Source organism: Flavobacterium sp. (genome assembly GCF_036405015.1).
In the GTDB taxonomy this organism is placed as follows: domain Bacteria; phylum Bacteroidota; class Bacteroidia; order Flavobacteriales; family Flavobacteriaceae; genus Flavobacterium.
Genome location: NZ_DASWYK010000118.1, coordinates 20,935 through 47,298, shown reverse-complemented (window position 1 = coordinate 47,298; position 26,364 = coordinate 20,935). Strand labels below are relative to the sequence as shown.

The window sequence follows — 26,364 nt, the reverse complement described above, 5'->3', positions numbered from 1 at the left end:
TATGGCAACAAAATATGTTTGCAATGGTGCCTTATGCGCCTGCAACCAAGGTTCTAAACCTGGCACTTTAATTGTCAACTCTCAAAACACAATTTTTATTCAGAAAAAATTAATGGCAACCGAAGATGATATAACTTTTGAAGGCCCTTTTTTTGGAAGTTGTGCAGCAAACCAAAACAAACCTTGTGCTCCAGCAATACCTACAAAATGGGAAGATCCTACAAATAATGTATATAATGTAAACAAAAAGGCTCTATTAAAAACCTCAATGTTAAAATGCACTATTGGAGGAAAGATTAATATTACAGATCCGCTTCAAACAGAACCTAAAATAGTTATATTTGATAATTATTCTCCTGCTGAAAATACTAAAACAAAACAAATTGTAAGTGCAGTCTGGATGACTGGTGATTTAAAAGATAGCATACAAAATGCATCTTACAATGAGAAAATCAGTCTATTAGTAAAAACTATAAATTATGAAACAGGAGAAAAAATAACAGTAGTTGTAGATGAGAAAGAGGGAAAAGATTTTAATAACTCTAAGGAAATTACTTTAACTGGAATTGTAGATGAAGATGGCTTTGCAGAATTGAAAGAAATTTTAGAAATCGAAACTACAAACCAAAATTAAATATGGACTTAACACTTAGAATCAAAGAAATTAATGGTGCAACAGATTTTCAAAATATTACATTAAAAATTAGTAAGCCTGTTGAAGGAGATTTTTTTGACATGTCGGGAAATTATTTGGGTTCAACTAAACAAAGTAAAAAAGAAATTTATATTTTAGGTAGGGATTTTTTACGAAATCCCTACTCCAGAACTAATCTCCCCAGAGGATTTTACGACAAACAAATTTCCTTTGATGGCAGAGGCAATATAATAAACAGCAAGATTGGCGGTCAATATGGAACTATAGTCACTAATCTAACAATTGATACTCGTTTAAGATTAGCTGAAAAAGTTTTTAATCATTATTACATTGAAGCTGGATATAATTTGGATGAATTAAAATATAAAACAATAACTGATGCGACAAATGATCCTTCAGGTACTGGCTATGCAGTAACAAAATTAGGAGGTATTACATCTAATTCAGAATATTTAAAAAATGGTGAAGCCGATATAAAAATAGTTTATGGTCATATTGGCTTAAACCTTGACACTGGATATGACATTATGAGTCTTTGTGCCCATGAACATAATCACTTGGAAGACCTTTTCAAATATGGAAAAAAATATCTCAATGATATGTTTCCCGAAACAAAAGCTTATACTTATCAAACTCTAGTTGATAAGAATTGGAAATTTGTTTCTTTTCGATTTAGAGCAAACTTACATTCAATTGGTTTAGCTGCCAGAACCATGTACAAAGAAGATTATAAAAAGGCATTTGGAGATTTGGAGCAATATAAAGGATTCGATCCTAACGAAAATATTAGTAAACAAACAATAACATTATGAAAAATCTAATCCTTTCGATATCTTTCGCTTTGGTTCTTTTTTCCTGCAACAAGGACAACAAAAAAGATTTAAAAATAGAACTATTAACCAATGAAATAATCTGCGTAGATAGTTTAAAAAGTCTTGATTATATCGAAACTCGTTACCAACCAAATAAAGAGTACGATAGTTTATCAAAAAATATCCTTCGATATAAGATAACTAACAATTCTGATAAAAAATATTTCATCATGTTTAATGAAAATTCTATTGGAACATTAGAACAAGATCTTTATCGTAGAGCTTTAGGAAGAAAAGATTTTTCTCCCTTAAATTCATTAGATTTTAGTTTGTATAAAAATGATTCTGTTTTAGATGGTCGTTCTACAAGAGCAGAAATGGGAAACTGTGTTTCTCCTGGTTTTGAAATCCAACAAAGAGAAGCCCTTATTGACAACTTTCTTAAACAGAATAAACTTGACAGAAATTACACTCTTAAAGAAATTGGTTTCCGAGATGAATCATTGCAAGGTTTCGTTCTCTATCCTCGACAAACTAAATATTTTACTTCAACAATTAATCTGCCTTATAGAGACGATCAAAGATGGTTTTCGAATATAGACAAGTTAAAACCAAATCAAGCATCAATTTCTTTAAGGAATGACTCCATCTTCACCAAATCTAAAATAACTGAAGATCAGAAAAAAGAAATCAAAGAAAATGGATATGTCTTATTTGATGGGAAAATATATTCCAATAGAGTTCCTGTAAAACTCGTTTATTTAAAAGAAAAAACGAGATAGAAAACATGTCAAAAATTTAGTAAACAAAAAAGAGAAAGCCTTTTACTTAAGACTTTCTCTTTTTTGTTTATAAAGGATATTAACTTTTACAATTTTAATTCAACTTCTTTTTCAAAGCTTCTTCCAATTCAAAATATTTACTTTCAAGAGCATGTAATTTTTCATAAATATTGATTGGATCGGGCATTTGTCTAGATGCGTACATACTGGCGTACCAAACTTCTAGAATATCTTCGGCATAAATAGAATACATCGGGTAATTTCCATCTCGGTTATCCGATTTTAGGATCAATTTTCCGCTTTCTCTAATTCTGTTTAAAACCCTTTTTACCACTACTCCATCATTCTTGCTGACAATTACATAAATTCTTCCGTCGAGTATATCATCAAAATTATCTACGTATTTTCCGAAAAGGTAATCGCCGTCATGTATTGTGGTTGACATCGAATTTCCTTTAATTTCAAAACATCTGTAAGTTCCGTTTTTAAGCATCGGCATACTGAAAGAAGGAAGACTTTCCATATATTCAGGATCAGCGTAACCGTCTAAATATCCTGCTCGGGCTTTTACTCCTACATAGTTGATGTTCTCATCTCCGTCTTCATTTACGGTTATAATTTTGGGTATATGCAAACTAACTGCATTACTTGATTTATTAGAAAAGATATCTTCACTGTCTCCAAAAAAATAATCGGGGTTTACATGACAATGGCTAATAATACTTTGGAGCAAATCGAAACCTGGTTTGGTTCTTTTTCTTTCTCCATCGGCTTGTAATCTTCCAATCGTAATACTATCTATAGTTGTACTTGTAACTCCAATTAGCTTTGCAAATGAGTTATTGTTCAACTTCATTTCGTCTATAATACGTTTTATTTTATCATGTACTTCCATGTTGCAACTCGTTTATTGTTTTATGTAATATGTTTTACTTAAAGCTAAACTTCAAGTATATGTTGCAAAGCTACACAATATATGAGTAATAATCACAATTTTAAATAAAATATTTTATAACTAACTGATTATCAGTGATTAAATTTTAACAAAAATAAGAACTATCATACACGTTAATAGTCAAATAGTTAAATCATATTACTGAAATTACTGCATATTTATATGTAATATGTTTGCAAAAACAAAACATATGTTTTATATTTGCTTCAAAATAATCCAACATATGATTTTAAAAGAATTTTATAACGAAAAGAAAAACGCAATCGAAACAGAATTTAATTCTGATGCGTTAACAGTTCATTTATATAGTGATGCTGTTTTTAAAACTCCTGTAGAAAAACCTACAATAATGTTTAAGTATGACAATATATTTTGGGAGACATCTTCTGAAAAAAATTACAAAGCAGATGTCTCTTTCTGTCTTTATGTTGTAATGCCAATTGGAACTGTTTCTTCAGCAAATTACGAAGAGGTTTTTGAAATTGCTCAACGTATTGATAAGTCTATATTATTAGTCAATAACAGTAATGCACTTATCGATACCAATTCGACTTTTAAAGTGAAGGAAAAACAATGTAATAATGAATATGATTACTGGAATAAAAACGATTATTTTATTTGGGAGATCACATACAAAACTACTTTGGTCGAAAACACTTTAAAAAAGAAATACATCCTTTTTAACAACGGATTAAGCAATGAAGAATTGGAAGAACTTGGATACAATCTGACTTCTGGAGTAATCGGAATAAATCCTAATCAGGTGGAAGGAAATGTAGATTTAAACATCAACACTTAGTCTGAAAGAACTGCAGCACAACAATACAAAGCCATTCGAAACAAAAAAACAAACATACATTCTAAACCGAAAAATCATGAAAAGAAGCAGAACATTATTAGACAAAAGGAGAGATTATGTTATGAACTATATTAACACTAATCAAGCCAAACAAATGAAAGTTGTAGTTGCAGAACTTTCAGACACTTTGTTCCTTACAGAACGCACTATTTACACCATTATTAATGAAGGACTTGCTACAGAAGCCCGAGCTTAAAACACTGAAACTACTGGCTTTGCCTCATTCAAAAATTGGAAAAACAAGCATTGAGCCTTAAATTTGTTCTCACAAACAAAAGATAAATTTACCGCATGGCCTAAGGTAAAATTGAACTAAAGAACCACTTATTAAAAATAGGTTCAAAACTAATAATCCAAAAAATTCGGATTAAGAATACTATCACATTTTCAAGTCATAAATATTCATATTAACAAGTTTAACTACTTGTTACAGCCACTCTTTTGCCCTTTTTGTGCAAAACCAAAATACATTTTAAACATTTAAAACAATTTATATTATGAGTACATTAAACGATGTAGTAATTAACAAATTATCAGGCGGATTAGGAAGAAGAAACCCTGAGCAGGATATGGTTTCAGGCTTGCTTTTTAGTGGTGAAGAAACTTCAAGTTTAAAATTTGACGAAATCAAACGCATTGCTTCAGTGGAAGACGCAGAAGCTCTTGGCATCACAGAAAACTACGACATTAACGGACAATCTGCTTATTACCAAATTCAGCAGTTTTTTAGAATGAATCCTTCTGGTGATTTATATGTTATGGTTGTAGATGCAGCATCTTACGCCGATACTGTAAAAAAAGCTATGGACATGCAGGAAAAAGCAAATGGAAACATTCGTCAAATGGCAATTATCTGTTCAACAGAAGCAACAACATTTGCACAAACTAAAGCTGCTGTAGATATTGCACAAGAACAAGCTGACCTGGCCTATACAGATTACATGCCATTTGAAATCATCTTAGAAGGTAAAGGTTTCAATACTGCAACAGAAGCTACTTCACCATCATTAGTTGGAGCAAATGAGAATGTCTCTGTTGTAGTTGCAATGGACGTTGAGAAAGCATCTGAACAAAAATTAATTCAAAAAGACACTAACAAAGCTTATACTTTAGCTTCGGGCGAGGAATTAGTTCCGGCGCAAAATGCTGCTGAAAACTATAATGTAAAAGATGCTGAAGGTTTAAAGAAAGAAGGTTCGGTTGTTCTTGAATTTGTTTTTAAAAAATCATACACCAACACTGCTGCCGTTGGATTAGCTTTAGGCGCTTTATCTAAAGCAAAAGTATCTGAAAACATCGCTTGGATCGAAAAATTTAATCTAACAGGAAATGGTTTTGCAAAACCAGGTTTTGTTGGTGGTAACGAAATTAAATCATTAGGAGAATTAAGAACTCTAAATGAAAAAAGATACATTTTTACACAAACTCACACTGGTCTAGCTGGAGTTTATTTTAACGACAGCCACACTTGTACAACAGGAACTTCAGACTTCGCTTATATCGAAAACAACCGTACTGTTAATAAAGCAACACGTTTATTACGTACCGCTTTGTTACCAAAATTAGCTTCTCCGGTTTTAGTAGATATTGATGGTAAATTACCTCAATCGGTCTCTAAAAGTTTCGAAGATTTATGCAGAAACGCATTAGAAGGAATGGTGGCTAATCAAGAAGTTTCTGCTTTTGATGTTTACGTAGATCCTAAACAAAACATTTTGGCAACTTCTGAATTAAAAGTAAAAGCTGAAATCACTCCAATCGGAACTGCCCGTAAAATTATGGTAGATTTAGGATTTAAAAATCCATTTGGAATCGATAAAGCCTAATTTTTCATCAATTACAATTCCTAAAACAAAAATTCAAAAACGATAGCGATATATGATAGTCATAAAACGTTATCAAAAACACTAAAACAAACATACGCTACATTATGAATAAATTGCCATTAATTAACGGACAACAACACAGTTGGTCATCAATCGAAGTAAGTATTGCAGGTAATATTGTTACTGGTATTACGGCTGTAAACTACAGCGACTCAGTTTCTAAAGAAAATCATTACGGAGCTGGCGATATGCCTGTACACAGAGGTAGAGGGAAATACGAAGCAAAAGCTTCGATTACTTTATACAATTACGAAGTTGAAGCTATTTTAGCCGCTTTACCAAAAGGACAAAGATTACAGGATATCAATCCTTTCAGCATCATTGTAAGTTATTTAGATGACAGCAACGAAGTAATTACACATACAGTAAGAAACTGCGAATTCAATTCAAACAGCAGAGGAATCAGCCAGGGAGATACTAAAATTGCTGTTTCTTTTGACTTGATCTGTTCTCACATTGAGTGGAACTAATCTGCTAAAAAAACACTTCCTTAAACCATAAAACGGTTTAAAAACCGACTCAAAAGAGAAAACCAATCTCAAGCGTTACGCAAAAAAGAAGTTCAGAGCAACATGATTTTTGCAAGCAATCTATTTTATCTGCTCTTTTAGCAGTCCGTTTTTAAACCGTTTACCTACTTCAGAAGGCTGCCTTGAGCATTTCGCCCTGAAATACAGTTTAGGCAGCCTTATTCTTTAAAAAAAATCATTTTCAACATGAAAAAAACAGCAACAGAGAAAACCGAAATTCTGGACGGCAATATTACTCAGGCACAATTTAATCAGTGGAAATACAAACACAACAAAGTGGTCAAACTTACTATTCAGGATGATGATGACACTACCCTTTTTGCTTATTTCAAAAAACCGGACATGAGTATTCGTGCCGCAGTTTTACAAGCATCAAAAATGGATGAATTTAAAGCACTTGAAGTTCTTTTTAAAAATTGTTATCTCGGTGGCGATGGCAAAATCGAACAAGAAGACGATTTACGACTTAACATTACCACAGCATTTTCAGACCACATCCAACCAAAACCTGTAAAAGTAGAAATTCTTTAAAAAAGCATTTTTTATCCCTTTCTGTAAAACCCAAAATCATGATTATTAAAAACCATAACATCGAACTAAATGACACCAGCGCTTCTGAAATGGCACGGTTTAGACAAATTATGCTCAACATTTGGCGACAGCAGATTGAGGATGATAGAAATGCTAAAGAAATGCATAATGCTTTAAAAAACTCATTAATTAATACTAACGCATATTCTATTTTTATAACAGATGTTATAGAATGCATTAAAAAAAATTTAGGGCAAGTCTATACAAAAATGCTTTTCAGTGATTTTATAGGACTTCCAAATAGCACTCCTGAAAAAACTGGAATTATGAATTATAATGACAGTCAGGGAGCACAAAAAACAGGGGCAATAGATTTAGAATGGAATTATTTTTTAGGACTAAATCTAATTGCAAAAACTTTTAAACCCAACATAAAAATTGGAAAATATCATACTGAATTTACTTTAGCAATTTTTGATCATAATCTTGAAAAAATTGCTTTCAAATTTACAGTTTTCGATTTTGACCTCTTCCTTACCTTATTAAATTCATTAGGGGTTGAAATTACAAGTAATGATCAAATCATTATTAATTTGTATCGTAAAAAGATAAAAGAGGCCAAAAACAATCCAAATAAATTAGATGTAATTTATGAATCGCTGCCAAAGATTTTATTTGGACAAATGGATAGTGATGATGAGTTATACAATCATCTTAATCTTATTTTAAAAAGCAATTCTCTAATTGAAGGAATTGTAACACCTACAGACTTTGATACAAATGAAGACAAAGCTATTTTACAAATTCTGTATGCAATAAAAGATAGACAGCGTTTATATATAAAACTTCGAGATACTAATTTATTATATGAAATTTATTCTACGCTTCATGGCGAAGAAGTACAGGATTTACTGCGTTTCTTAACGCGTTTAGTTGAAGAATTTGACAGTACAAAACCAACAGATACTGTATATTTTGACAACAGCTATTATTTATTCAGAGATACTCATCTAAAAACATTCTGGTCGGGAGAGAACATTCTAATTGATAATTGCAGAAAGACAGATAAGACTGAAAAAATTGGAAAAGCAAGACCCTCAATAAGCTCAAAAGAACTTGATAGAATAACCCCTCCCGGAGTCTACGAAGTACCGATTTTTGATCATTATATTGACTGGAAACCTTTTAATCCATTAGCAAAACTAAATTTCGGAACAAAGATGGGTGAATTAGGCGCACAAACAGGAGATGAAAACACTTTTGTTCTTGCTTTAAAACTGCACGATATGGCAACTAAACAATCAAATTGGGATCTGTTTAATATTGCTACAGATTTATTGAGTTTTATATCTGCGGTTGGAGCTTTACGCGTTGTATTGGCAAAAGGAGCCCCAATAGCTTTTAGAGGTTTAGCTGGACTTACTTTAGCAAAAGATGCAGCACATTACGCCATATTAAGTAACGGAACTTTAGAAAAATGGCATAAAAACGGGTATGGATGGCTAGCTAATCTTTGGATTGTTTTCAGTGTAACAGTAGATCTTGCTTCTTTAGGTTTACCTAATTTATCTAAAATAGCAAAAGAAGGAAACACCGCCGCTGAATTTGCTGAAACCCCAAAAGATGCAAAAGAAATAAGAAAAATTGCCGATGAAGCGAATGAAATTGTAAAAGCAGAAACAGGGAAAGATGTTTCTAAAATGAGTGACGCTGAATTTGATGAATTTGTTAAAAATAATCCTGTTCTACTAGAAACACAGCAAAAAGTAGAAAGAATTGCAGCACATAAAAAATATAACGATAAATTTGAAGATAAATTTCATGATCATTTTGATGGAGAGCTAAAGTTAGAACGAGCGAGTAGACGAGATGGCACACAAGTTCTAGCTGGCACAGGAGGACATAACCATTCTGTAATAGGTGAAAATGTAATAATAAGAAGATATTTAACACAACCAGTGGATGACATGCCTTTTGATGCTTTAATAAGTGTTCGCTATGGTAATGGGCAATGGATCGAAAAAACCGCAAAATCAACAATGTTCCCGAAAAACTGGAACATTGCCAGAGTAAAAGAAGAAATTTCTTTAATTTATGAGAAAATGATAAAAAGTGGAAAAGAATTAAGATATGAAAATGATTTTTTTATTGAAAACAATTCTTCAGGAACATTTAAAATAAAAATTGAATTTGATAAATTTGGAAATATAACCAATTCTTACCCACTTTAAAATTTAGACAAATGAAATATAAATTTAAAAAAAACGAATACCTTCTTGAAAGTGGAGAAATATTTTATGAAATTGGAGTTGACAGAGAATCTCTAGATAAAAATATTTTCTCTCTTTCATATATAAATTGGCATGGATGGACAGTTGGAGAAGCTCAAATGATAATTGATGAGTCACTAAAGCTAACAGATAAGGAGATATATGATTATGTGGTTCCCGGGACCGAACTAACAATTTCAGTAGACAAAGATTACGTGTATTTTTTTGATTGGAGAACACCTCAAGAAGAGGAAGATTTTAGCTGGACTTTTAACGAATTTATTGACTTTATGGAAGCATTCAAAGTTTTTATTTCTAAAAACACTTCAACAAACTAATTAATATTAAAGATCAAATAATTTAAAAATTTGAAATCTACATACAGAATATTATAGAAGTCGATAGTTCTTATTAATTAAGCATAATATCTCTTAATCATAAACCCGTTTTTCAAAACTAGAAAAGCGGGTTCTTTTTTACATTACTTTTTGATTTCAAATCACAAAAAAACTTTCTACGAAGTCATTTTCCATCTACTGAAACTACTGTTTTACAAAGCCATAATATTTTAAAAACATTGCATTTAGGCGTATTTTTACAGTCTAAATAAAACCAGATTAAATCTCGAAAAAGAGATTCTAAAAAAGAGTTTTTCCATTCTTAAAAAACTCAAAACCACGCAAAAATCTTATTGTCAATCTACTGCCGTGATTGTTTTTTAAACAATCGGGAAAGGCTTTTTATTCTTAAATCATTAATACACATAATATGGATCAAACGACAAAAAAACACATTGATTTGCTTCATCCTTCTGTCAGGGAAGAAGTTACAAAAATTATCGAAGAATGCGATTTGGCATTGACTGGAAGAGCCAAAGTACGCATTACACAAGGGCTCAGAACTTTTCAGGAACAGGAAGATCTCTATGCTTTTGGCAGAACCAAACCAGGAAAAAAAGTAACCAATGCCAAAGGTGGACAATCGATTCACAATTACGGTTTTGCGGTAGATATCTGCTTAATTATCGACGGAAAAACTGCTTCTTGGGATACTGCAAAAGACTGGGACGGCGATCAAATTTCGGACTGGCAGGAATGTGTCGATATTTTCAAAAAGAATGGTTGGAACTGGGGCGGAGATTGGAAAACCTTTAAAGATCTTCCGCACTTTGACAAAAAAGGATACGACGATTGGAAACTGCTCAGCAGATTAAAACGTGACAAGAAAAACTATGTAATCTTATACAAATAACCATATGAAACATTTTAAACTAATTGCTTTTTTACTTGCTTTTTCTTTTATCACAACTTCTTGTGATTCAACCAGAACTGCTTTATTCGATCCTTATTCTTATCAAAAAACAACAGAGATAAAAGTGCAGGCAATCAAAATCATGGATAAAGCACTTACTCCTTATCAGAATCAGAAACCAGAAGTGGAAGCACTTCTTTTAGAAATTGAAAAACTGGTAGAATACGAAAAAAACAAACCCAATAACGAAATCACTTTTGCCATGTGGAAGGTGCTTAGCGATAAAGAAAAAAATCTTTTAACCGGTTTCTTTAAACGTTGGGAGAGTAAAGAAATTTTGTCGCCCTCTTTTGTTGATGAATCTAAAAAACAAATTCTAAATGCTTTCGATTTGCTTATTCAATATGAAATCAATAAAGACAAAGAATCGAAAGCACAGCTTTTGGAACTCATTAATCTTAATTCTTAAAAAATGAACAATAATAATCTCATAGAAGAAATAAAAGAAAAAGTAAAAAATCTAATTGCCGAAAATTATAAAGATTTAAAACCTCAATTAGAAAAAGACTTAAAAACTTTTCTGGAAACCTCTTCAGAAAAACTCGAGCGATGGGCTATTCTTTATGCCAATGAAGGAATTAACGAAGAAGAATTACAATGGCTGTTAAAAAGTCAATTGGACCTGGTTTCACTTCAGGTGTTACAAGCTGCCGGAATATCAAAAATTAAATTAAACAATCTTAAAAACAACATCATAAAGTTAATTTTTGAAATCATAATTGGTCTGATCTCAAAACGCTCTTAACACACTGAAATTCAACAAAAACAACTTACTGAAACTACAGAATCACAAGCCTTAAAATCTTGATTAAAGCGAAAGCATGATGTATTTTTACAGTATCAAAATCTGATGGATATGGCGCGCAGATCCTGAGGAAAAACCCACATTTTTTTAATAAATCATCCCTTAAACAGTAACAATATATGAAAGATTTTATCATAGATGAAGATCTACTAATACAAGGCGGAGACTTCGCTATTAAAGATTCAGATCAGCAAAACATAGAACATTTACTGCTAAGTCAAAAAGGAAGTTACAAAGAATTTCCAATTCTTGGTGTAGGAATCAAAAAATACATCAACAGCCCAGATGCGACTTCAAGGCTACGACTAGAAAACGAAATAGACAAACAATTATCGTATGACAACTTTCATGTAAAAACGCTAGATGTCAACGATTTGCAAAACATTAAAATCGATGGAAACTATTAAACCACAAGAAAATCAAAACATTTTTGATTTATCACTACAAGAATACGGAAGTATTGAAAAAGTATTCGACATTTTAGAAGACAATGACAAATTTGACCTTACAGAAGATCTTTCTGTTTATAAAGAATTAAAAACGGGTAGAGATGCTTTTAAAAAAGATATTGTCGAATATTACAATTCTAGAAATCTAAAGCCTGCAACTGATCTTACTGACGAAGAACAATTTTTGATGGACAATTTCTCCGGAATTGACTATATGATTATCGAGGATGATTTTATCATTTACTAAAAATCTCCAAATGTAAATTCTGAATTTAAATTCATTCACCTTTACATTACTTACAATTCCGATTTATAGGAATCTCTAAAGAAAGCTACGCTTCTGTAGTATTACCAAAATTCATAAACAATTATCTATAAGCATATTAAACATGTCTTACAGGCTAAACTATATCTAAAATTAAAATATGGCACGTACAATTGCTGAAATTCAGAACGAAATTCTGATTGAAAAAGGGAAACAAAGTTCCCTCAATGGCCTAGACAACAACTCCAAAGCAAGTATTTGGAAATTATGGGTCAACATCATGGCTACCGCTATTTGGGTTCATGAAAAAATAGTAGAAAAAAACGCCTTAATCTCAAGGCCACATACCTTAAACTGGTATCGTGAACAATCTTTAAATTTTCTTTACGGAGCGCCATTGACATCTGACGCAAGCAAGGATGTTGTTCCTATTATCTGGAAAGACGGTTCTTATCAATTTGACACTACTGGTCTTGATGATGATCTTGAAAAATACAAAATCATAAAATACTGTGCTGTAAGTGAAATTGATTTGGAAACCGTTATAAATCCAAGCAAAGATGTAGAAGAAATATTTTCTGATTACTTCCACAATAAAGTGGGTGTTGTTTTTATAAAAGTGGCAACTCAAAAAGGAGATTCTATTGCAAGAATTGATGTTCCAAATGAACTTTTTGCTTTCAAGGAATATATTGCAAAAATTAAAGATGCAGGAAATCAGGTTTATATCACTTCTGATGATGGAGATATTTTAAAATTAAATTTAAATATCTATGTAGATCCTTTGAGTATTTACGTTGACCCACAGGATATCGAATACTATCAACTAAAAAGCTTAAGTAGAGAACTAACTGCTACAGAAGTTGACAAAATAAACAATCACGGATCGGTTTCAGATTTGAATGGTTCATTAATCACAAAACCAGATACATTCCCAGTTTTGGACGCGATAAAAAATCATTTAAAAAACATTGAATTCAATGGTGCTTTTGTCAAAACTTATCTTGTTGATGACATTCAAAAGGCCGAAGGTGTCAAAATTCCAGTATTGAAAAATGTAAAAACTTCAATAGCTAAAAATCCTAGCGACTTGGAAAATCCTCTAATAAATGATGTGAGTAATATCGAATATTTTATTCCAAGAGCAGGTTACTTTGATCTTGATGCTCTTGAAGTTGAGGTCAATTATATTCCGTATACATTTTATAGAGATAAACAATAAATAGTCTAATATATTTACAATGAATCAATACACCATTTTAAAATGGGAAAAGCTTTTGTTATGGCTCATCCCTCCTATTCTCAGGAAAAAAACTCATTTTGACTGGCTTGATGTGCTGCTGACGCCACTTCATACCATTTACGAAGAGACACTTTACAAAATGCAGCATACCGGTCAGGTTATTTATCTTGAAAAAGTGCTCAACGAAGCTTTTAATGTTGATAAAAACTACAATCCGAATTTCAGCATTGACCAAAAACAAAAACAAGGATTAATTTATATTGACGAATCTGTAAAACCATCATTACAATATCTCTATCTCCATAAAGAATATTACGAACCGGATAAAACCGACGAAGATGGAAAAAAAGTCCAAGGAGATATCAGAATTCCGTTAATGAAAATTTTCACTAATGATGAATATAAGAAAAACAAGGACAACAAACCTGTCTATCTGGCTCATCGCAAAGATTACACTAAGGTAAATTATGCCAACTTCAGAGTATTTATACCTCAAAATCTAATAACAAACGGAACTTTTCGAATAGAATCTAAAGAAGGTAGTTACAAAACAACAGAAGCTATAAATGTGGCGACTAGAGAATACCATAATCTTCTCAATTTCTACAAGTTAGCAGGAAAGAGCTACGAAACCTATTGCTACTCTGTACAAAATTATTTGGAATAAAAATAACACTTACAACAAATTAATAAAAATGAAACAAGTAAATTTTAGTCATCCTGGAGGTTTTCCTCTTGAACAGGAAACTTTAGAGAGACTTCAGACCGCTTACAGGTCTGAATTATATGAGGCATTTAAAAGTCATTTGGGTCTTAAAACAGATACCAATTATCTAATAGCTCACGCAACTGACAAATCAAAAGGCTGGGCCGTAATTCATCAAGATGAAGAAGATGCAACAGGAGTAACAAAACTTCAGGGAATTTTGTATCCAATTAATAATTCCTCAGTAGATGATTATTTAAGAACTACCAGAACCAGAACCAATTTAATCTTTGGAGCAGGTACATCGCAAACGGCTTATTATGATTATGATGCAGTATATATTAATCAGTCCGATTACAATAACAAAACAATCGAAAATTCAGAAGACGAAAAGGTAAAAATATATAATTTTTATAATTTAAGAGATTTTTCGATAGTACCAGATATCGATACTCTAAGCAAAACTTATCTTCCTTTGGATGGTTCAAAGGCTATGGAGGGTGATTTGGATCTAGGAGAATATCATCTATCAAAATTAGACACACTTGAAAATTTTTACGCAAATATAAGAGCTGCTGACTTGAAATTTGGATCTGAAGAAAGACGAGGAATATTACATCCAGATGACCATTTAGGAAGGGCACTGGTAGATAGTAGTGATGAGACAAAAACAAATCTTACTTTAAATCATGCTTCAGATTGGCAGAACACCACTATTGGAGGAAAATTATATCTAGACAACTTAAATACAAACACTACAGATTTTACAACCTCTGCTAGTTCTGCAAATTCTTTATTACTAATAGATGATGCAAAACAAGTTACTAAAAGCACTAATTTATTAAACTCATTACTTAGTCGAATTACCAAATTAGAAACAGAAAAATCGTCAGCAATACCTATTGGAATGATTGCTATTTGGGGCAAACCAGCACCTTTCCCTGAAGGTTGGGAAGAGTATGTTCCTTTGAAAGGAAGAATGCCAGTAGGGTTTGATACGGGAGAAGATGAATTTAATGTTTTAGGCAAAGCAAGTGGGACAAAATCTTCTGCTGGCTCTGTTCCCGTTCCTGCAACTGGATACACTTCTTCTCAAAACACATCAAAAGGAACTTCTGGAAAATTAGTAATTTCAACTGGTAAGGAAGAATTAGGAGAAAATTTAGAATCTGTAGCTATAGTTTCAAGTACACCAAACATTTATTTTTCTTTAAACACTCTTAACCCATATAGAGTTGTCAATTTTATTGAATACACAGGTAAGCCAAGCGATAAAACAGCTCCAACAACTCCAACTAATTTAACCTTGTTAAACGTTACAACTTCAACCGCATATTTCAGCTGGGCAGCATCAACTGATGACGTTGGAGTTGATAAATATCTAATTTACGAAAATGGGCAGCTTTTTGCCGAGGTGTCTGGAACTACTCTTTTTTACACTACTTACAATTTAAATGCAAACACTTTGTATCGTTTCACCGTCCTTGCAAAAGATATTGCAGGAAATGTTTCATCTCCAAGCCAAACTTTAGAGGTAACCACTGCAGATATAAGTACAATTAAACCTGAAAACCTTTTTATTGAATTACAAAATAATCAAATATATCTTAACTGGGATCTTCCCGTTGATCCCGCTGTAATCTCCTATGATATCTGGCGAAGAACTCCAGGTGGAACTTCTAGTTCAAGAGGTACCTCTCCAAGAATAAAACCTTACTATTATGATAATGGGACAAATAATACTACCTATTTATACAAAGTAAGATCATTGCATGCTTCAGGAAATTATTCAGGATTTACTGAAGAAGTCATAATAACAACAGGAACTCCATCATGTTTTGATATAGAATCCCCAGTAACAATGGCAACAGGACATTCTAAAAAATTGAAAAATGTTGTAGTTGGAGATAAATTGCAAGGATTTGCTTTCCCAAATGAAATTGACGAATCTGACGGAGATTACATGTTGTGGAACGGACTTTTAAACGAAGCCACAAAAACAGAAGTAACTGTCGTAGCTAAACATACAAGCACACAACCTGCTTATTACGAAATTAAAACAGTAGACAATACTCTAAAAGTTACAGGAGAACATCCACTGTTAATTACGCAAGATGGTGAAAATGTAAAATGGTTAAATGTGAAAAACATTTCAGAAAACATGCTTTTAATTGATAAATCAGGAAATCCAAAACCTATTGAATCAATTGTGTTTAAAGAAGAACCACTTGAAGTAGCAGTATTGGATGTTGAAACTGTAGATAATTATATTATTTCTGGCATTGTTGCTCACAACAAAGAAGTAGAACCTTTTAATCCTGAAGAACCTTTTTAATAAGATTTTCATTTAAAATTAATTGATCTTTTGGGGAAATTAATCCCCAAAAGATTTTTTTATCTCCTCTTATTAACCTTCAAAAAACATAAAAATGATACAGAAAATTTCAGAATATGCAAACGAACTAAAATTGCTTCTCTATGCAATTTTTATATACTTAGAAATGGATACAGGAATTGTCAAAGTATTGTTTTACTTAATGATAATGGATACATTTTTAGGCGTTACTAAAACCATTGTATTAAATAATCATTTTACTTTTAAAAAATTAGCTGTTGGATTTGTTTCTAAACTAGCTGTTTTATTAATTCCAACCGCATTAGCACTTATGAGCAAAGGTTTGAATTATAACTTTAACTGGTTTGTAACTGTTGTAATGGATCTACTTATTGTAAGTGACGGAATTTCAATAATCAGTAATATTATTGCCATAAAAACAAAAAAAGAAGTTGAAAATTTTGATGCCATGACACTAATTCTAAAATCCGTTCGAAATGGATTGATACAGATTTTCAAAAAACTCCTAATTACTATTGACCCCAAGTTTCACATTGAGAAATAAATTCAACTAAAAAAAAGAACTTGATTAATCCAAAACATAAATAAATTTGGTGAATTATTTTCACCAAATTTATTAAGGATTAAATGCAATTTTAATTGTGCACATGAGAACTTTTATACTCAGTCGGCGAAAGATTATAGAACTTCTTAAACTCTTTACTAAAGTGTTTTCGATCACTAAAACCAACCATATACGTTACTTCAGAAACAGAATAACTGGTGTTGGCTAAAAGACTTGCAGCTTTCTTTAAACGCATGTTTTTGATGAAACCAGCAACCGAATGATTCGTTAGTGTTTGGACTTTTTTATAAAGAACCGTTCGGCTCATTCCGATTTCGTTGACTAAATCATTTACATCAAAATCTGTATTGTCTAGATTGGCTTCAATAATTTGAGTCAGTTTTTTTACGAATAAACCTTCTGGCGTGTTTACATTTTCTTGTTCGGCATCGCCAATAAAACCTTCACCATATTTTTGACGCATGATTTCTTTGGCTGATAAAAGATTAGCAATCGTCAGTTTTAATTCTTCAATGCTGAAAGGTTTTGAAATGTAAGCATCTGCGCCCGTTGAAAGTCCTTCGATTCTATTTAAAGTAGATGATTTTGCAGTCAATAAAATAACAGGAATATGATTGGTGTTTTGGCTTGTTTTTAAAATTCGGCACAATTCAAAACCGTCCATTTCAGGCATCATAACATCGGTTACAATTAAATCTGGAATTTCTTTTTCCATATATTCCAACGCTTTTATACCATCTGTAAATTTCAAAACTTTATAATCAGCGTATAAAATATCATACACAAACGAAAGCACTTCTTCATTGTCTTCAATCACTAAAACCGTCTTTTTTGAAGTGTTTTCATCCTCCAGATATTCTGGTTCGTAAAGGTCGATTTCTGTTTTAACATCAGAAATTGGATTGGCATTTTCTTCAATCTTAACAGCACTTTCTACAATTTGAGACTTTTTAAAATGCTCTTTCCCTTTTTTTAATGTAATCGTAAAAATGGTATTAAAATTAGGATCTTCTTCAGTCTGTACTTTGATTTCTCCGTGATGCAGCTCCACAATACTTTTACTGAGCGCCAGACCAATTCCGCTGCCTAAATTAGCGCTTCCTCTTTCGTCTAACTGGAAAAAGTTCTTAAAGATTTTCTTTTTCCTGTTTTCTGGAATTCCTATTCCGTTGTCTTTTACCTTGATTTCGATAGCATCAGCATCTTCTTTTTGTTCTACTGCCAAAGTAATTTTACCGCCTTTGCTCGTAAATTTAAAAGCATTTGAAAGCAGATTATAAATTACTTTTTCCATCTGATTTTTATCAAAATAAACCAAAGCTGTATTGATATTAAGTACAAACTTATAATCGATTTTTTTCTCTACAGAAAACCCGCGGAACGATTCGTAAATATCAAAACAGAACGACACAATATCCTGCTGTTCGCAATAGATTTTCATGCTTCCTTTTTCGGCTTTTCTAAAATCCATCAGTTCGTTGACCAATTTCAGTAATCGATCCGAATTGCTTTTTATGACTTTTAGTTTATGTTCGAGATTCGAATTCTTTTCGGCACCGCTCAAAAGTTCTTCTACCGGTCCGCTTATGAGCGTTAAAGGCGTTCTAATTTCGTGCGAAACATTCGTAAAGAAATCCAATTTCATTTTATACAATTCTTCTTGTCTTTCCTTTTCAACTTGTTCCAGATAATAGGCCTGTTTCAATAATTCACGATTTCTAAAAAAACGGAATAATAAAACCGTAGCCCCAGCCAATAAGGCAATGTAAAACAAATACGCCCACCACGTTTTCCACCAAGGCGGTAACATGATAATTTTTAAAGTTTTAATCGTCGGATTCCATTCTCCTCCTCCATTTGACGTTTTGATTTTCAGCGTATAAGTTCCCGAATTCAAATTTGTCAAATTGATATAATGCTGCGAACCTATCACATGCCATTCGTCTTTGTTGAACGAACTTTCTAATTTATAAGCATATTCACTTTTTTCTGGCGAAATAAAATTCATCGCACTAAACTCCAAACCAATATAACCTTGATCATGTTTCAAAGTGATTTCTGTAGTTTCGCTGATTCGTTTTTCTAAAGAAACCTCTTTATTTCCGGGTTTAATTTCTTCGTTATTGACGATCAATTTCGTTAAAACAATTGGCGATTTGTCTTCGGTTTTAATCAATTTTGAAGGATTGAAAACGATTAAACCATTCGAACAGCCAAAAACAAGTTCTTTTGCATTGAGATTTGAACTGCAATTGGTTGAAAATTGTTTTACCTTCAAACCATCTTTTGAAGAAAAAGAAGTGATCTCAAAATCCTTGATATTAAAAACCGCATTGATCTTTTTAGTTTCAATTTTATAAAGCAGATTATTGTCACTGATCCAAATATTTCCCTGTGCATCTTCTGAAATGCTTTTAATGGTTTCATCTGTAAACCCCATCGAGCGGTTGATTTCGAAGAATCGTCCTTTCTTTTCATCAAAAATATTCACGCCTCCACTTTCTGCACCTACCCAAAATCGGTTTTTCGAATCGGTAAACATGACCGTTAAACTATTATTGGACAAACCACTTTTTGGTCCGGCTTTAAAAACTCTGGTAACTTGTTTTAGTTTTTTATCGAAATAATTTAGACCGTATTGTGTGGCAATCCAAAGTCCGTCTTTTCGGTTTACTATATCGGTAATAAAATTATCGCTGAGGGAATTAGAACTTCCGTCAGCCATGTAAATTTCTACCGTTCCATCGGGCATTACTTTCTTTAAACCGTTTCCATTGGTTCCCACCCACAAATCTTCATTATCCATTAATAAAGAAGTAATCGGGCGTTCTCGTTCTTTGGAATCCTTCCGCGAAAGCGAGATAAATTGAAACGATTTACTGTTTTTATTGAATTTGAACAAACCATTGAAAGTCCCACAAAATAAATTCTGCTCGTTCTGATTGACCAAAGCCGTAATCATATTAATGCTTTTGTCAAAATCATAACCCTCAATAAAATACGAAGCGCTTTTATTGTTTCTAAAATCAAGATAATTTAAACCGCCACCGTTTGTTCCGACCCAAATTGAACCGTCATTTTCTCTTGCAACTGCATTTACTGTGGCATTGTTTAATCCGAAATTGGGTTTTACCACTTCTCGTACATTAGTGAAATTGGTATTTGTTTTTTGAAAAAAATTGACTCCTCCCCCATTTGTTCCGACCCAAATATCATTATGACGGTCTTTTAAAAAACATTTTACATCATCGTCTGAAAGGCTGTAACTCTGCAACGGATTATGTCCGTATTTGGTGAATTCATTTCGGTCTTTTTTGTAAACACACAACCCATTTTTTGTAGCAAACCAAATCGTATTATTGTCAACCGCAACAATATCGTTTACCCAATTGGAAGACAGACTTTTTCTGTTGCTCGTATTCAGCAGAAAATTGGTGACCAAATTCTTATCGACATCATAACGGAAAACGCCATTTGCCTCGGTTGCAAACCATAAATCGCCATTTTTTTCTTTAATGATTTTCCAGATTTTGGATTTTAGTAAAAATTCATTTTCCGTTAATGTTTTTGGTAAAACTTTCTTTGAACCATTTTTAGGATCAAAACATTCTAAACCTTTAGAAGTTCCAACCAAAACACCATAATTTTTATCATAAAACAAAGACAAAACCCTGCTTTTTCTAAAGGGCGAATTATGATCGTTGGAGATTTCTTCTAATACATACTTTTGTTTGTTTAGTTTTTTAATTCCGCCAAAAGTTCCAATCCAGATTTGGTTTTGATCGTCTTGAATGATGGATGAAATATAGTTTCGTCCGCCTTTTATTTTCTGAACATCAACTCTTAGAAAGCTTCTTTCGTTTTTATTATAGAGATTTAAACCGTTATTGGTTCCGATCCAGATTTGTCTTTCGTTATCTTCTAAAATCACATTCACATGATTGTTGCTGATACTGTTGAGAATGTCTTTGTTGTAAACATATCGCAAGAAATCATAACCATCGTAACTAATCAAACCATTTGCAGTTCCAATCCAGATAAATCCTTTTTTGGTTTGATGAATACTCGAAATCATACTCTGCGAAAAACTCGTATCGTAATTGATATGATCAAAATACAAATCGGATTCCTGCGCCTTTGAGCCAAAAGGAAGAGAAAGAAATAAAATAAAACTTAAAAAGTAGATTCTAATGTACTGCATAAACGAAATTTAATAAAATCCGAATCATTTAATTGCAATAAACCTATGAAAAAAATCAATCGAATGTGTTGCAAAATAGCGCTTATAAGAAAAAAAGAGGTGGGAGATTTTTCTTTTTAAGGGGGGTAGATGTACTTTTTTATATCTATTTTAAATTCAAGTAGGCATGAGCGGGACGCTCGCGCTAGCAGAAACAGTATCTCTAAACGCTAGCGCGAGCGTCCCGCTCGTGCTCGCAAAGTGGCATCTTATTAAACTGATCAATATTTTAAAATCAAAAAAGCCACTTCAATTAAGAAATGGCTTCTGTCTCTTCAATCAACCCTAAGATTTTACCGTAAGCAATTGCCGCTTTATGAACTTGAACGGTCCAATCTTCTGCGGCATTATCATCGGCTCCGTCTGAAATGTATTTTAAACTTAAAAACGGAATATTTTCTTTCATTGCTATCATCGCTAAAGCGTAGGCTTCCATATCAACCACATTGTAGGCATCCGAGCAATGTCCCATTTCGAAATTATCGCCAGTTCCACAGATTCCTTCTTGAAGATTGTCCATTAATAAACCATATTCTAAAACTGGAGGCAAACCAGAAAGTGGTGTTTCAAATTGTGCAAATCCTAAACCACGAACATCCATATCTCTTTGTACAAATTTAGTACAGCAAATAACATCACCTTTTTGAAAACAACTACTTCCTGCTGATCCAAGATTTATAATTAAAGAAGGCTTTTTCTTTAGAATCGCTTTGGACAATTCGTAAGCTGCGTTTACTTTTCCAATCCCTGTAATTAAAACATTATGTCCTTTAAAAACTTCTGCTGCTTCAGATTCTAAAGCAAAACAGAACAATATATCTTCAACGGCAAAAGATGCCGTTTGGTTAATTTGTATCATGCGTAATTTATTTTCGGTTTACAAAAATACGCTTTAAAGTTTACGTGGCTCTAACCTAAATTTAAAATCTAAAAAACACGTTAAAGTCTGCTATATATGGTGGATTTTGTTTCAGAAAAAATACTTTTGTTAGAACCCGTAAAACATTTTTAATCTTTAAAAACCAGAAAGAGAAACTGCATGGATAATGAAAAATTTATTTTCTGCCTTGAAGGTGTCCGAGATATAGACGATCATAACCCGACTCATGTGGTAAAATGTCTGGAAGAACTGGCTATTGACCAAGGGATTTCGAGCATTCACAAAACCTGCGACACGATTGAAGGTCTGGAAGAAAGTTTGAACATTCTGTTGTATGAAGATCATAATTTTAAAGATTATGAAATCATTTATCTGGCCATGCCAGGACAACAAAACAATATCTGCCTTCACGATTATTACTACAGTATTGAAGAAATTGCCGAACTTTTTGAAGGAAAAATGAAAGGAAAAATTATTCATTTTGCGAATCTTAAAGTTTTAGACTTAAACGAAGAAGAAGCGCAATATTTCTTAGATATCACGGGAGCAAGAGCCATTTCTGGTTATGGTTCTACTTATAATAAAATTGCGAGTTGCAGTACAATTGACAAAGCTTTTTTTAGTCTGTATCAGGAAAACGACAATCTGTTTGAAGTGGTTGAAGATCTTTACAGTAAACATTACAATCTCTGCAAATTGCTTGATTTTAGATTATATTATTGAAGATGAAAACAAAGCCAGCAGAAAAAATAAAAACGTACGAAGCGAAAGGTTTCCGAGAAAAATTTCTGGGAGAAGACAATCCGATTCATTTACTTTTCAAATCCAATTCGGATCATTTTTTCTGTCTTGAAATTGAGGAAATTATGCACATGCAGCATCCTGTTCCGCCTTCTAAACATTCCTGCCATACTTTAATTTTTATTTCATCTGGACAACATGTAATGAAATTAGGTTATCAGGAATATACAACTACTGATAACGAAATAATAATGGTTCCCGCAGGTCAGATTTTTTCTCTGGATAATGTCAATAATATACATAGCGGTTACATCTGTCAGTTTCATCCTGATGTTTTAATTCGGAAATACGGAAGCCGTGAACTGCTTAATGAGTTTGATTTCTTGAAAATTTCGGGAAGTCCAAAAATAAAATTGGCTCCAGAAGATATTGTTTCTATTACAAATATTTTAGAACGATTGAAAAAGGAATATTCAGAAACTACTATTACAGATTTGAATATTGTACAATCGTACTTGATTACCTTGTTTTATGAAATGAATAAAAATGCCGAAAAAACGGCTAAAAGTATTTCGGCTGCGGAAGTGATTACTGCAAAATTCAAAGAGTTGATTCACGATCAAATTAAAACACAGCATCAGGTTAATTATTATTCTTCTTTACTCAATGTCACTCCAAACCATTTAAACAAATGCGTAAAGACAGTTACCGGAAAATCTGCCGTAAAATGGATTGATGACAGCATATTATTAGAAGCTAAATATTTACTATTCCAAACTACACTTTCTATTGGCGAAATTGCAACGCAAGTAGGCTTTGAAGATCAATCTTACTTTAGTCGTTTTTTTAAAAAACTAGAAGGAATTTCACCTATTAGATACAGAAAATTGATTGATAAGTCCTAATTATTGATTACAGAATCCTAACAAATATGTTGAGGTTTTTCAGAAATTTGCTTGCTCAAAAATGCAAATTATGATTTATGTTTTTAAAACTTCCGTTGACAGCCAGGCTAAATTTGAGTCGGCTTCTATCCTTTTAGATCAATTATTACCTCAATCTCAGTGGAATTTTGATCTTGAAGATTGTGACAATATCCTTCGAGTTGACAGCGAATTAAATGTTGCTGAATTACTTCAAAACAATACTATTTTCGATTGTATCGAATTAGAATAAAACTTTTATACGCCTTTTTTATTTTTTTATGGAATCAAAATTATATCAAAACCGAACTTTTGAAACGATTGATTATTCAGAACAAAGTTTAGCCAATACCGAATTTGTAAACTGCGAATTCATTAATTGCAACTTTTCTAAAAGCGATTTAAGTCATAACGATTTTCTGGATTGTACTTTCAAAAATTGTAACCTTTCTTTGGCAACTTTACGAAATACTGGACTAAAGAACATCAAATTCATTGGTTGTAAATTGATGGGATTGGACTTTAGTGCCTGCAACAGCTTTTTATTTTCGATGAATTTTGAAGATTGTATTTTAGATTATTCGACTTTCATTTATAAAAAATTAAAGAAAACCAACTTCTCCGATTGTTCTCTAAAAGAAACCGATTTCTCGAATACTGATTTATCTTTAGCTGTTTTTAAAAACTGCGATCTTTCTAGTGCTACTTTCGTGGAAAGTATTCTAGAGAAAGCTGATTTTAGAACTTCGAGAAATTATGCTTTCGATCCATCTGAAAATAAAATTAAAGGAACCAAAGTTTCTCATGCAGCACTCGCAGGGCTATTACAAAAATTTGATTTCGTTATTGAATGAAAAATTAGTTTTCAGTAGCAGTCACGGTTTTTAGTTTGTTGAGACTGAGACTGAGACTGAGACTGAGACTGAGACTGAAAACTGAGACTGAAAACTGGAACTAAGACTAACAAAAAAGCGGTACACAAACTAATGCATACCGCTTTTTCTATTTATTAACCATGAATTCTTATTTTATCCAACGAGGATCTCCCACTTTTCTATCAATTAATGTTTGATTTTTAATTGTGAAATCACCATTTGGTGCATTTGTAAATTGAGGATCTAGTACAGTTGCAGAAGCATCTGGTCTATTGTTGCTTGTTGTAACCTGTAAATTAGGCGAATTGAAATTATTATTATTTGAGAACGTTGGTGCAGCTGTTGCTGTAGTATTTGTATAAACTGCCGATCCCACATTTAATATTGTATTACGTACCGCTAATACATTTGAAACAAAACGCACATACAAGATTCTACTTGCTGCTGGAAGTGTAGGCGCATAAATTGTACATGCATCAATTGTCACATTGCTTGTCAAGCCTGTTCCTGATAATCCTGTAGCTGCATCTAAACGTATGAAATCACGAGAAGAACAAGTATCGAATGTACTTTTTGTTAAAGAAACACTTGCCACATAAGTAGTTCTGAAGTCGATAAAATCAGCACCTGCATTAGTGTTTACATTTTCAACAATACTATTATCTACAGTGAACGATTTTAATCTTGCTGAGGTATTTCCATAAATTAATTGAGATGGGAAATCATGAACATAACTGCCGCTAATTAAAACATCTCCTAAATTTGTAGTGCCTGTTGTACCAATTGTAATTGCACCACCCGTTGTTCCTACTCCACTCAAATCTACGTCTATTAAAGAGAAACTAACCAACTCACCTGCATTACTAGGATTGTTACCAAGTGTGAAATTAAATTTAAGTTTTGGTTTATCACCAGGTCTTAAACCTCTTAGCGTTAAAGTTTTATTTACTGCGATAGTTCCTGTTTGAGCTGTATAATCACCAGGCATGAAAACTAAAACAGATCCAGAAGGTGCGCTAGCAATTTTTTGAAGAATATCATCTCCTAATTTTACTAATATTCCTGTTCCAATGTCTATTCCTGTTGTAAATGTTGCATCACCTCTTTTCTTCGTACCGTTTAATAAAGTTGCTGTATAAGCAGTTTCTGGTGTTAAGCCTGTTAAAGTAGCCGCCCCAGCTGTTTTTTCAGCTGCTGTAACAGTGTGTACGATATTTCCAGGCATAGCCGTAATTTGTGTTACCGTGCTATTTGGAATCCATCTTAATGTAACTTGAGTTGCTTCAATATCTGCATCTTGAACTGGGAACATTATTTGTTCTGATAATGTAGTTGCAGTTATAACATACCATTTAGAATCTTCTAATCCTGAAGTAACAGATTTTACTCTAATAGAATACGTTGTTTCTCCTTCTAGTGCCACTTGAATAGGAAGTTGCGTTGGTGCGACATTTATAGTTTTATAAATTGTACCAAAATTAGGATCATCTGCACTAAATTCTACTACAAAATGATCTGCATTTTCACCTTTTTTAACTGTCCAATCCAATTCAACTATCGTTTTATTTCTAATAGTAGCTTTAAGTCCAATTGGAGAAAATTCTCTTGTATTTCCTATACCATCTAATAACTCTTCATTATAACTTTCACAGCTAGAAACAGCAATCGAAAGAAGTAATACGGTTATTAATCCTTTAAATATATTTATTGTTTTCATCATAATAA

Annotated in this window: 27 protein-coding genes; 23 read left to right on the top strand and 4 right to left on the bottom strand. The window is 32.5% G+C overall.

Annotated elements, in window-relative coordinates; all coding sequences use genetic code 11:
• Window position 1: 1 nt before the first annotated feature.
• From VGE71_RS09095 to VGE71_RS09085, 3 genes are read left to right on the top strand one after another with little or no spacing between them, the layout of a single operon-like run.
• On the top strand, window positions 2-634 hold the full coding sequence (locus VGE71_RS09095) for a DUF4280 domain-containing protein (protein WP_331138039.1): 633 nt from the start codon (window positions 2-4) through the stop codon (window positions 632-634).
• Window positions 635-636: 2 nt separating this feature from the next.
• On the top strand, window positions 637-1,467 hold the full coding sequence (locus VGE71_RS09090) for a hypothetical protein (RefSeq protein WP_331138038.1): 831 nt from the start codon (window positions 637-639) through the stop codon (window positions 1,465-1,467).
• Window positions 1,464-2,249, top strand: coding sequence for a hypothetical protein (locus VGE71_RS09085; RefSeq protein ID WP_331138037.1), 786 nt, complete (start codon window positions 1,464-1,466; stop codon window positions 2,247-2,249). Before VGE71_RS09090 ends, VGE71_RS09085 begins: the two co-directional genes overlap by 4 nt.
• Window positions 2,250-2,343: 94 nt before the next feature.
• On the opposite strand, the gene VGE71_RS09080 is transcribed toward VGE71_RS09085, so the two are convergent.
• Complete coding sequence (locus VGE71_RS09080) at window positions 2,344-3,144, bottom strand: XRE family transcriptional regulator (protein ID WP_331138036.1); 801 nt, start codon at window positions 3,142-3,144, stop codon at window positions 2,344-2,346.
• Between the two features lie 283 nt (window positions 3,145-3,427).
• On the opposite strand from VGE71_RS09080, the gene VGE71_RS09075 reads away from it, so the two are divergent.
• The 16 genes from VGE71_RS09075 to VGE71_RS09000 all read left to right on the top strand — a co-directional run bounded on the left by VGE71_RS09075 (window position 3,428) and on the right by VGE71_RS09000 (window position 16,959).
• Window positions 3,428-4,003 carry a hypothetical protein gene (locus tag VGE71_RS09075; protein ID WP_331138035.1) on the top strand — a complete coding sequence of 192 codons (576 nt, stop codon included), beginning with the start codon at window positions 3,428-3,430 and terminating at the stop codon, window positions 4,001-4,003.
• 76 nt (window positions 4,004-4,079) lie between these two features.
• Complete coding sequence (locus tag VGE71_RS09070) at window positions 4,080-4,259, top strand: hypothetical protein (RefSeq protein ID WP_331138034.1); 180 nt, start codon at window positions 4,080-4,082, stop codon at window positions 4,257-4,259.
• A gap of 301 nt (window positions 4,260-4,560) precedes the next feature.
• Window positions 4,561-5,889, top strand: coding sequence for a DUF2586 domain-containing protein (locus VGE71_RS09065; protein ID WP_331138033.1), 1,329 nt, complete (start codon window positions 4,561-4,563; stop codon window positions 5,887-5,889).
• A 104-nt stretch (window positions 5,890-5,993) separates the two neighbouring features.
• Entirely contained in the window at window positions 5,994-6,419 is a 426-nt protein-coding gene (locus VGE71_RS09060) for a hypothetical protein (protein ID WP_008461938.1), read from the top strand.
• 246 nt (window positions 6,420-6,665) lie between these two features.
• The gene (locus VGE71_RS09055; RefSeq protein WP_331138032.1) at window positions 6,666-7,010 is read left to right on the top strand and encodes a hypothetical protein; all 345 of its coding nucleotides are present in this window, start codon (window positions 6,666-6,668) and stop codon (window positions 7,008-7,010) included.
• Window positions 7,011-7,048: 38 nt separating this feature from the next.
• Window positions 7,049-9,241 (top strand): hypothetical protein, encoded by a 2,193-nt coding sequence (locus VGE71_RS09050; RefSeq protein WP_331138031.1) that lies wholly within the window; start codon window positions 7,049-7,051, stop codon window positions 9,239-9,241.
• Window positions 9,242-9,252: 11 nt separating this feature from the next.
• Complete coding sequence (locus VGE71_RS09045; protein WP_331138030.1) at window positions 9,253-9,618, top strand: hypothetical protein; 366 nt, start codon at window positions 9,253-9,255, stop codon at window positions 9,616-9,618.
• A gap of 430 nt (window positions 9,619-10,048) precedes the next feature.
• Window positions 10,049-10,531, top strand: coding sequence for a M15 family metallopeptidase (locus VGE71_RS09040; RefSeq protein WP_331138029.1), 483 nt, complete (start codon window positions 10,049-10,051; stop codon window positions 10,529-10,531).
• A 4-nt stretch (window positions 10,532-10,535) separates the two neighbouring features.
• The gene (locus VGE71_RS09035; protein ID WP_331138028.1) at window positions 10,536-11,000 is read left to right on the top strand and encodes a hypothetical protein; all 465 of its coding nucleotides are present in this window, start codon (window positions 10,536-10,538) and stop codon (window positions 10,998-11,000) included.
• Window positions 11,001-11,003: 3 nt separating this feature from the next.
• Window positions 11,004-11,336 (top strand): hypothetical protein, encoded by a 333-nt coding sequence (locus tag VGE71_RS09030; protein WP_331138027.1) that lies wholly within the window; start codon window positions 11,004-11,006, stop codon window positions 11,334-11,336.
• A 179-nt stretch (window positions 11,337-11,515) separates the two neighbouring features.
• Window positions 11,516-11,803, top strand: a complete 288-nt coding sequence (locus VGE71_RS09025) for a hypothetical protein (RefSeq protein ID WP_331138026.1) — start codon at window positions 11,516-11,518, stop codon at window positions 11,801-11,803.
• Window positions 11,790-12,092: a hypothetical protein gene (locus VGE71_RS09020; RefSeq protein WP_331138025.1), complete on the top strand. Its 303-nt coding sequence runs from the start codon at window positions 11,790-11,792 to the stop codon at window positions 12,090-12,092. Before VGE71_RS09025 ends, VGE71_RS09020 begins: the two co-directional genes overlap by 14 nt.
• Before the next feature lie 178 nt (window positions 12,093-12,270).
• Window positions 12,271-13,332: a hypothetical protein gene (locus VGE71_RS09015; RefSeq protein ID WP_331138024.1), complete on the top strand. Its 1,062-nt coding sequence runs from the start codon at window positions 12,271-12,273 to the stop codon at window positions 13,330-13,332.
• A 19-nt stretch (window positions 13,333-13,351) separates the two neighbouring features.
• Complete coding sequence (locus tag VGE71_RS09010) at window positions 13,352-14,020, top strand: hypothetical protein (RefSeq protein WP_331138023.1); 669 nt, start codon at window positions 13,352-13,354, stop codon at window positions 14,018-14,020.
• Between the two features lie 28 nt (window positions 14,021-14,048).
• Window positions 14,049-16,394, top strand: a complete 2,346-nt coding sequence (locus tag VGE71_RS09005; RefSeq protein WP_331138022.1) for a fibronectin type III domain-containing protein — start codon at window positions 14,049-14,051, stop codon at window positions 16,392-16,394.
• Between the two features lie 94 nt (window positions 16,395-16,488).
• Window positions 16,489-16,959 (top strand): phage holin family protein, encoded by a 471-nt coding sequence (locus VGE71_RS09000; protein WP_331138021.1) that lies wholly within the window; start codon window positions 16,489-16,491, stop codon window positions 16,957-16,959.
• Between the two features lie 91 nt (window positions 16,960-17,050).
• Here the strand turns inward: VGE71_RS09000 and VGE71_RS08995 are convergent, their stop codons facing one another.
• Both VGE71_RS08995 and VGE71_RS08990 read right to left on the bottom strand, forming a co-directional pair.
• Window positions 17,051-21,181, bottom strand: coding sequence for a hybrid sensor histidine kinase/response regulator transcription factor (locus tag VGE71_RS08995; RefSeq protein WP_331138020.1), 4,131 nt, complete (start codon window positions 21,179-21,181; stop codon window positions 17,051-17,053).
• 292 nt (window positions 21,182-21,473) lie between these two features.
• Window positions 21,474-22,079, bottom strand: coding sequence for a nucleosidase (locus VGE71_RS08990; protein WP_331138019.1), 606 nt, complete (start codon window positions 22,077-22,079; stop codon window positions 21,474-21,476).
• A 180-nt stretch (window positions 22,080-22,259) separates the two neighbouring features.
• Between VGE71_RS08990 and VGE71_RS08985 the strand changes: the two genes are divergently transcribed.
• From VGE71_RS08985 to VGE71_RS08970, 4 genes are all read left to right on the top strand, one after another.
• On the top strand, window positions 22,260-22,823 hold the full coding sequence (locus VGE71_RS08985; protein WP_331138018.1) for a DUF6642 family protein: 564 nt from the start codon (window positions 22,260-22,262) through the stop codon (window positions 22,821-22,823).
• 2 nt (window positions 22,824-22,825) lie between these two features.
• Complete coding sequence (locus VGE71_RS08980) at window positions 22,826-23,746, top strand: helix-turn-helix domain-containing protein (RefSeq protein WP_331138017.1); 921 nt, start codon at window positions 22,826-22,828, stop codon at window positions 23,744-23,746.
• A gap of 70 nt (window positions 23,747-23,816) precedes the next feature.
• The gene (locus VGE71_RS08975; RefSeq protein WP_331138016.1) at window positions 23,817-24,017 is read left to right on the top strand and encodes a hypothetical protein; all 201 of its coding nucleotides are present in this window, start codon (window positions 23,817-23,819) and stop codon (window positions 24,015-24,017) included.
• Between the two features lie 28 nt (window positions 24,018-24,045).
• Window positions 24,046-24,618 (top strand): pentapeptide repeat-containing protein, encoded by a 573-nt coding sequence (locus VGE71_RS08970; RefSeq protein WP_331138015.1) that lies wholly within the window; start codon window positions 24,046-24,048, stop codon window positions 24,616-24,618.
• Window positions 24,619-24,787: 169 nt separating this feature from the next.
• Here VGE71_RS08970 and VGE71_RS08965 read toward each other — a convergent pair whose 3' ends face one another.
• Window positions 24,788-26,359, bottom strand: a complete 1,572-nt coding sequence (locus VGE71_RS08965; RefSeq protein WP_331138014.1) for a DUF5123 domain-containing protein — start codon at window positions 26,357-26,359, stop codon at window positions 24,788-24,790.
• Between the last annotated feature and the right edge of the window lie 5 nt (window positions 26,360-26,364).

What these genes read in the sequence shown, in the direction of transcription:
- VGE71_RS09095 (WP_331138039.1), top strand. Translation starts at nt 2, where the DNA reads ATGGCAACAAAATATGTTTGCAATGGTGCCTTATGCGCCTGCAACCAA.
- VGE71_RS09090 (WP_331138038.1), top strand. Translation starts at nt 637, where the DNA reads ATGGACTTAACACTTAGAATCAAAGAAATTAATGGTGCAACAGATTTT.
- VGE71_RS09085 (WP_331138037.1), top strand. Translation starts at nt 1,464, where the DNA reads ATGAAAAATCTAATCCTTTCGATATCTTTCGCTTTGGTTCTTTTTTCC.
- VGE71_RS09080 (WP_331138036.1), bottom strand. Translation starts at nt 3,144, where the DNA reads ATGGAAGTACATGATAAAATAAAACGTATTATAGACGAAATGAAGTTG.
- VGE71_RS09075 (WP_331138035.1), top strand. Translation starts at nt 3,428, where the DNA reads ATGATTTTAAAAGAATTTTATAACGAAAAGAAAAACGCAATCGAAACA.
- VGE71_RS09070 (WP_331138034.1), top strand. Translation starts at nt 4,080, where the DNA reads ATGAAAAGAAGCAGAACATTATTAGACAAAAGGAGAGATTATGTTATG.
- VGE71_RS09065 (WP_331138033.1), top strand. Translation starts at nt 4,561, where the DNA reads ATGAGTACATTAAACGATGTAGTAATTAACAAATTATCAGGCGGATTA.
- VGE71_RS09060 (WP_008461938.1), top strand. Translation starts at nt 5,994, where the DNA reads ATGAATAAATTGCCATTAATTAACGGACAACAACACAGTTGGTCATCA.
- VGE71_RS09055 (WP_331138032.1), top strand. Translation starts at nt 6,666, where the DNA reads ATGAAAAAAACAGCAACAGAGAAAACCGAAATTCTGGACGGCAATATT.
- VGE71_RS09050 (WP_331138031.1), top strand. Translation starts at nt 7,049, where the DNA reads ATGATTATTAAAAACCATAACATCGAACTAAATGACACCAGCGCTTCT.
- VGE71_RS09045 (WP_331138030.1), top strand. Translation starts at nt 9,253, where the DNA reads ATGAAATATAAATTTAAAAAAAACGAATACCTTCTTGAAAGTGGAGAA.
- VGE71_RS09040 (WP_331138029.1), top strand. Translation starts at nt 10,049, where the DNA reads ATGGATCAAACGACAAAAAAACACATTGATTTGCTTCATCCTTCTGTC.
- VGE71_RS09035 (WP_331138028.1), top strand. Translation starts at nt 10,536, where the DNA reads ATGAAACATTTTAAACTAATTGCTTTTTTACTTGCTTTTTCTTTTATC.
- VGE71_RS09030 (WP_331138027.1), top strand. Translation starts at nt 11,004, where the DNA reads ATGAACAATAATAATCTCATAGAAGAAATAAAAGAAAAAGTAAAAAAT.
- VGE71_RS09025 (WP_331138026.1), top strand. Translation starts at nt 11,516, where the DNA reads ATGAAAGATTTTATCATAGATGAAGATCTACTAATACAAGGCGGAGAC.
- VGE71_RS09020 (WP_331138025.1), top strand. Translation starts at nt 11,790, where the DNA reads ATGGAAACTATTAAACCACAAGAAAATCAAAACATTTTTGATTTATCA.
- VGE71_RS09015 (WP_331138024.1), top strand. Translation starts at nt 12,271, where the DNA reads ATGGCACGTACAATTGCTGAAATTCAGAACGAAATTCTGATTGAAAAA.
- VGE71_RS09010 (WP_331138023.1), top strand. Translation starts at nt 13,352, where the DNA reads ATGAATCAATACACCATTTTAAAATGGGAAAAGCTTTTGTTATGGCTC.
- VGE71_RS09005 (WP_331138022.1), top strand. Translation starts at nt 14,049, where the DNA reads ATGAAACAAGTAAATTTTAGTCATCCTGGAGGTTTTCCTCTTGAACAG.
- VGE71_RS09000 (WP_331138021.1), top strand. Translation starts at nt 16,489, where the DNA reads ATGATACAGAAAATTTCAGAATATGCAAACGAACTAAAATTGCTTCTC.
- VGE71_RS08995 (WP_331138020.1), bottom strand. Translation starts at nt 21,181, where the DNA reads ATGCAGTACATTAGAATCTACTTTTTAAGTTTTATTTTATTTCTTTCT.
- VGE71_RS08990 (WP_331138019.1), bottom strand. Translation starts at nt 22,079, where the DNA reads ATGATACAAATTAACCAAACGGCATCTTTTGCCGTTGAAGATATATTG.
- VGE71_RS08985 (WP_331138018.1), top strand. Translation starts at nt 22,260, where the DNA reads ATGGATAATGAAAAATTTATTTTCTGCCTTGAAGGTGTCCGAGATATA.
- VGE71_RS08980 (WP_331138017.1), top strand. Translation starts at nt 22,826, where the DNA reads ATGAAAACAAAGCCAGCAGAAAAAATAAAAACGTACGAAGCGAAAGGT.
- VGE71_RS08975 (WP_331138016.1), top strand. Translation starts at nt 23,817, where the DNA reads ATGATTTATGTTTTTAAAACTTCCGTTGACAGCCAGGCTAAATTTGAG.
- VGE71_RS08970 (WP_331138015.1), top strand. Translation starts at nt 24,046, where the DNA reads ATGGAATCAAAATTATATCAAAACCGAACTTTTGAAACGATTGATTAT.
- VGE71_RS08965 (WP_331138014.1), bottom strand. Translation starts at nt 26,359, where the DNA reads ATGATGAAAACAATAAATATATTTAAAGGATTAATAACCGTATTACTT.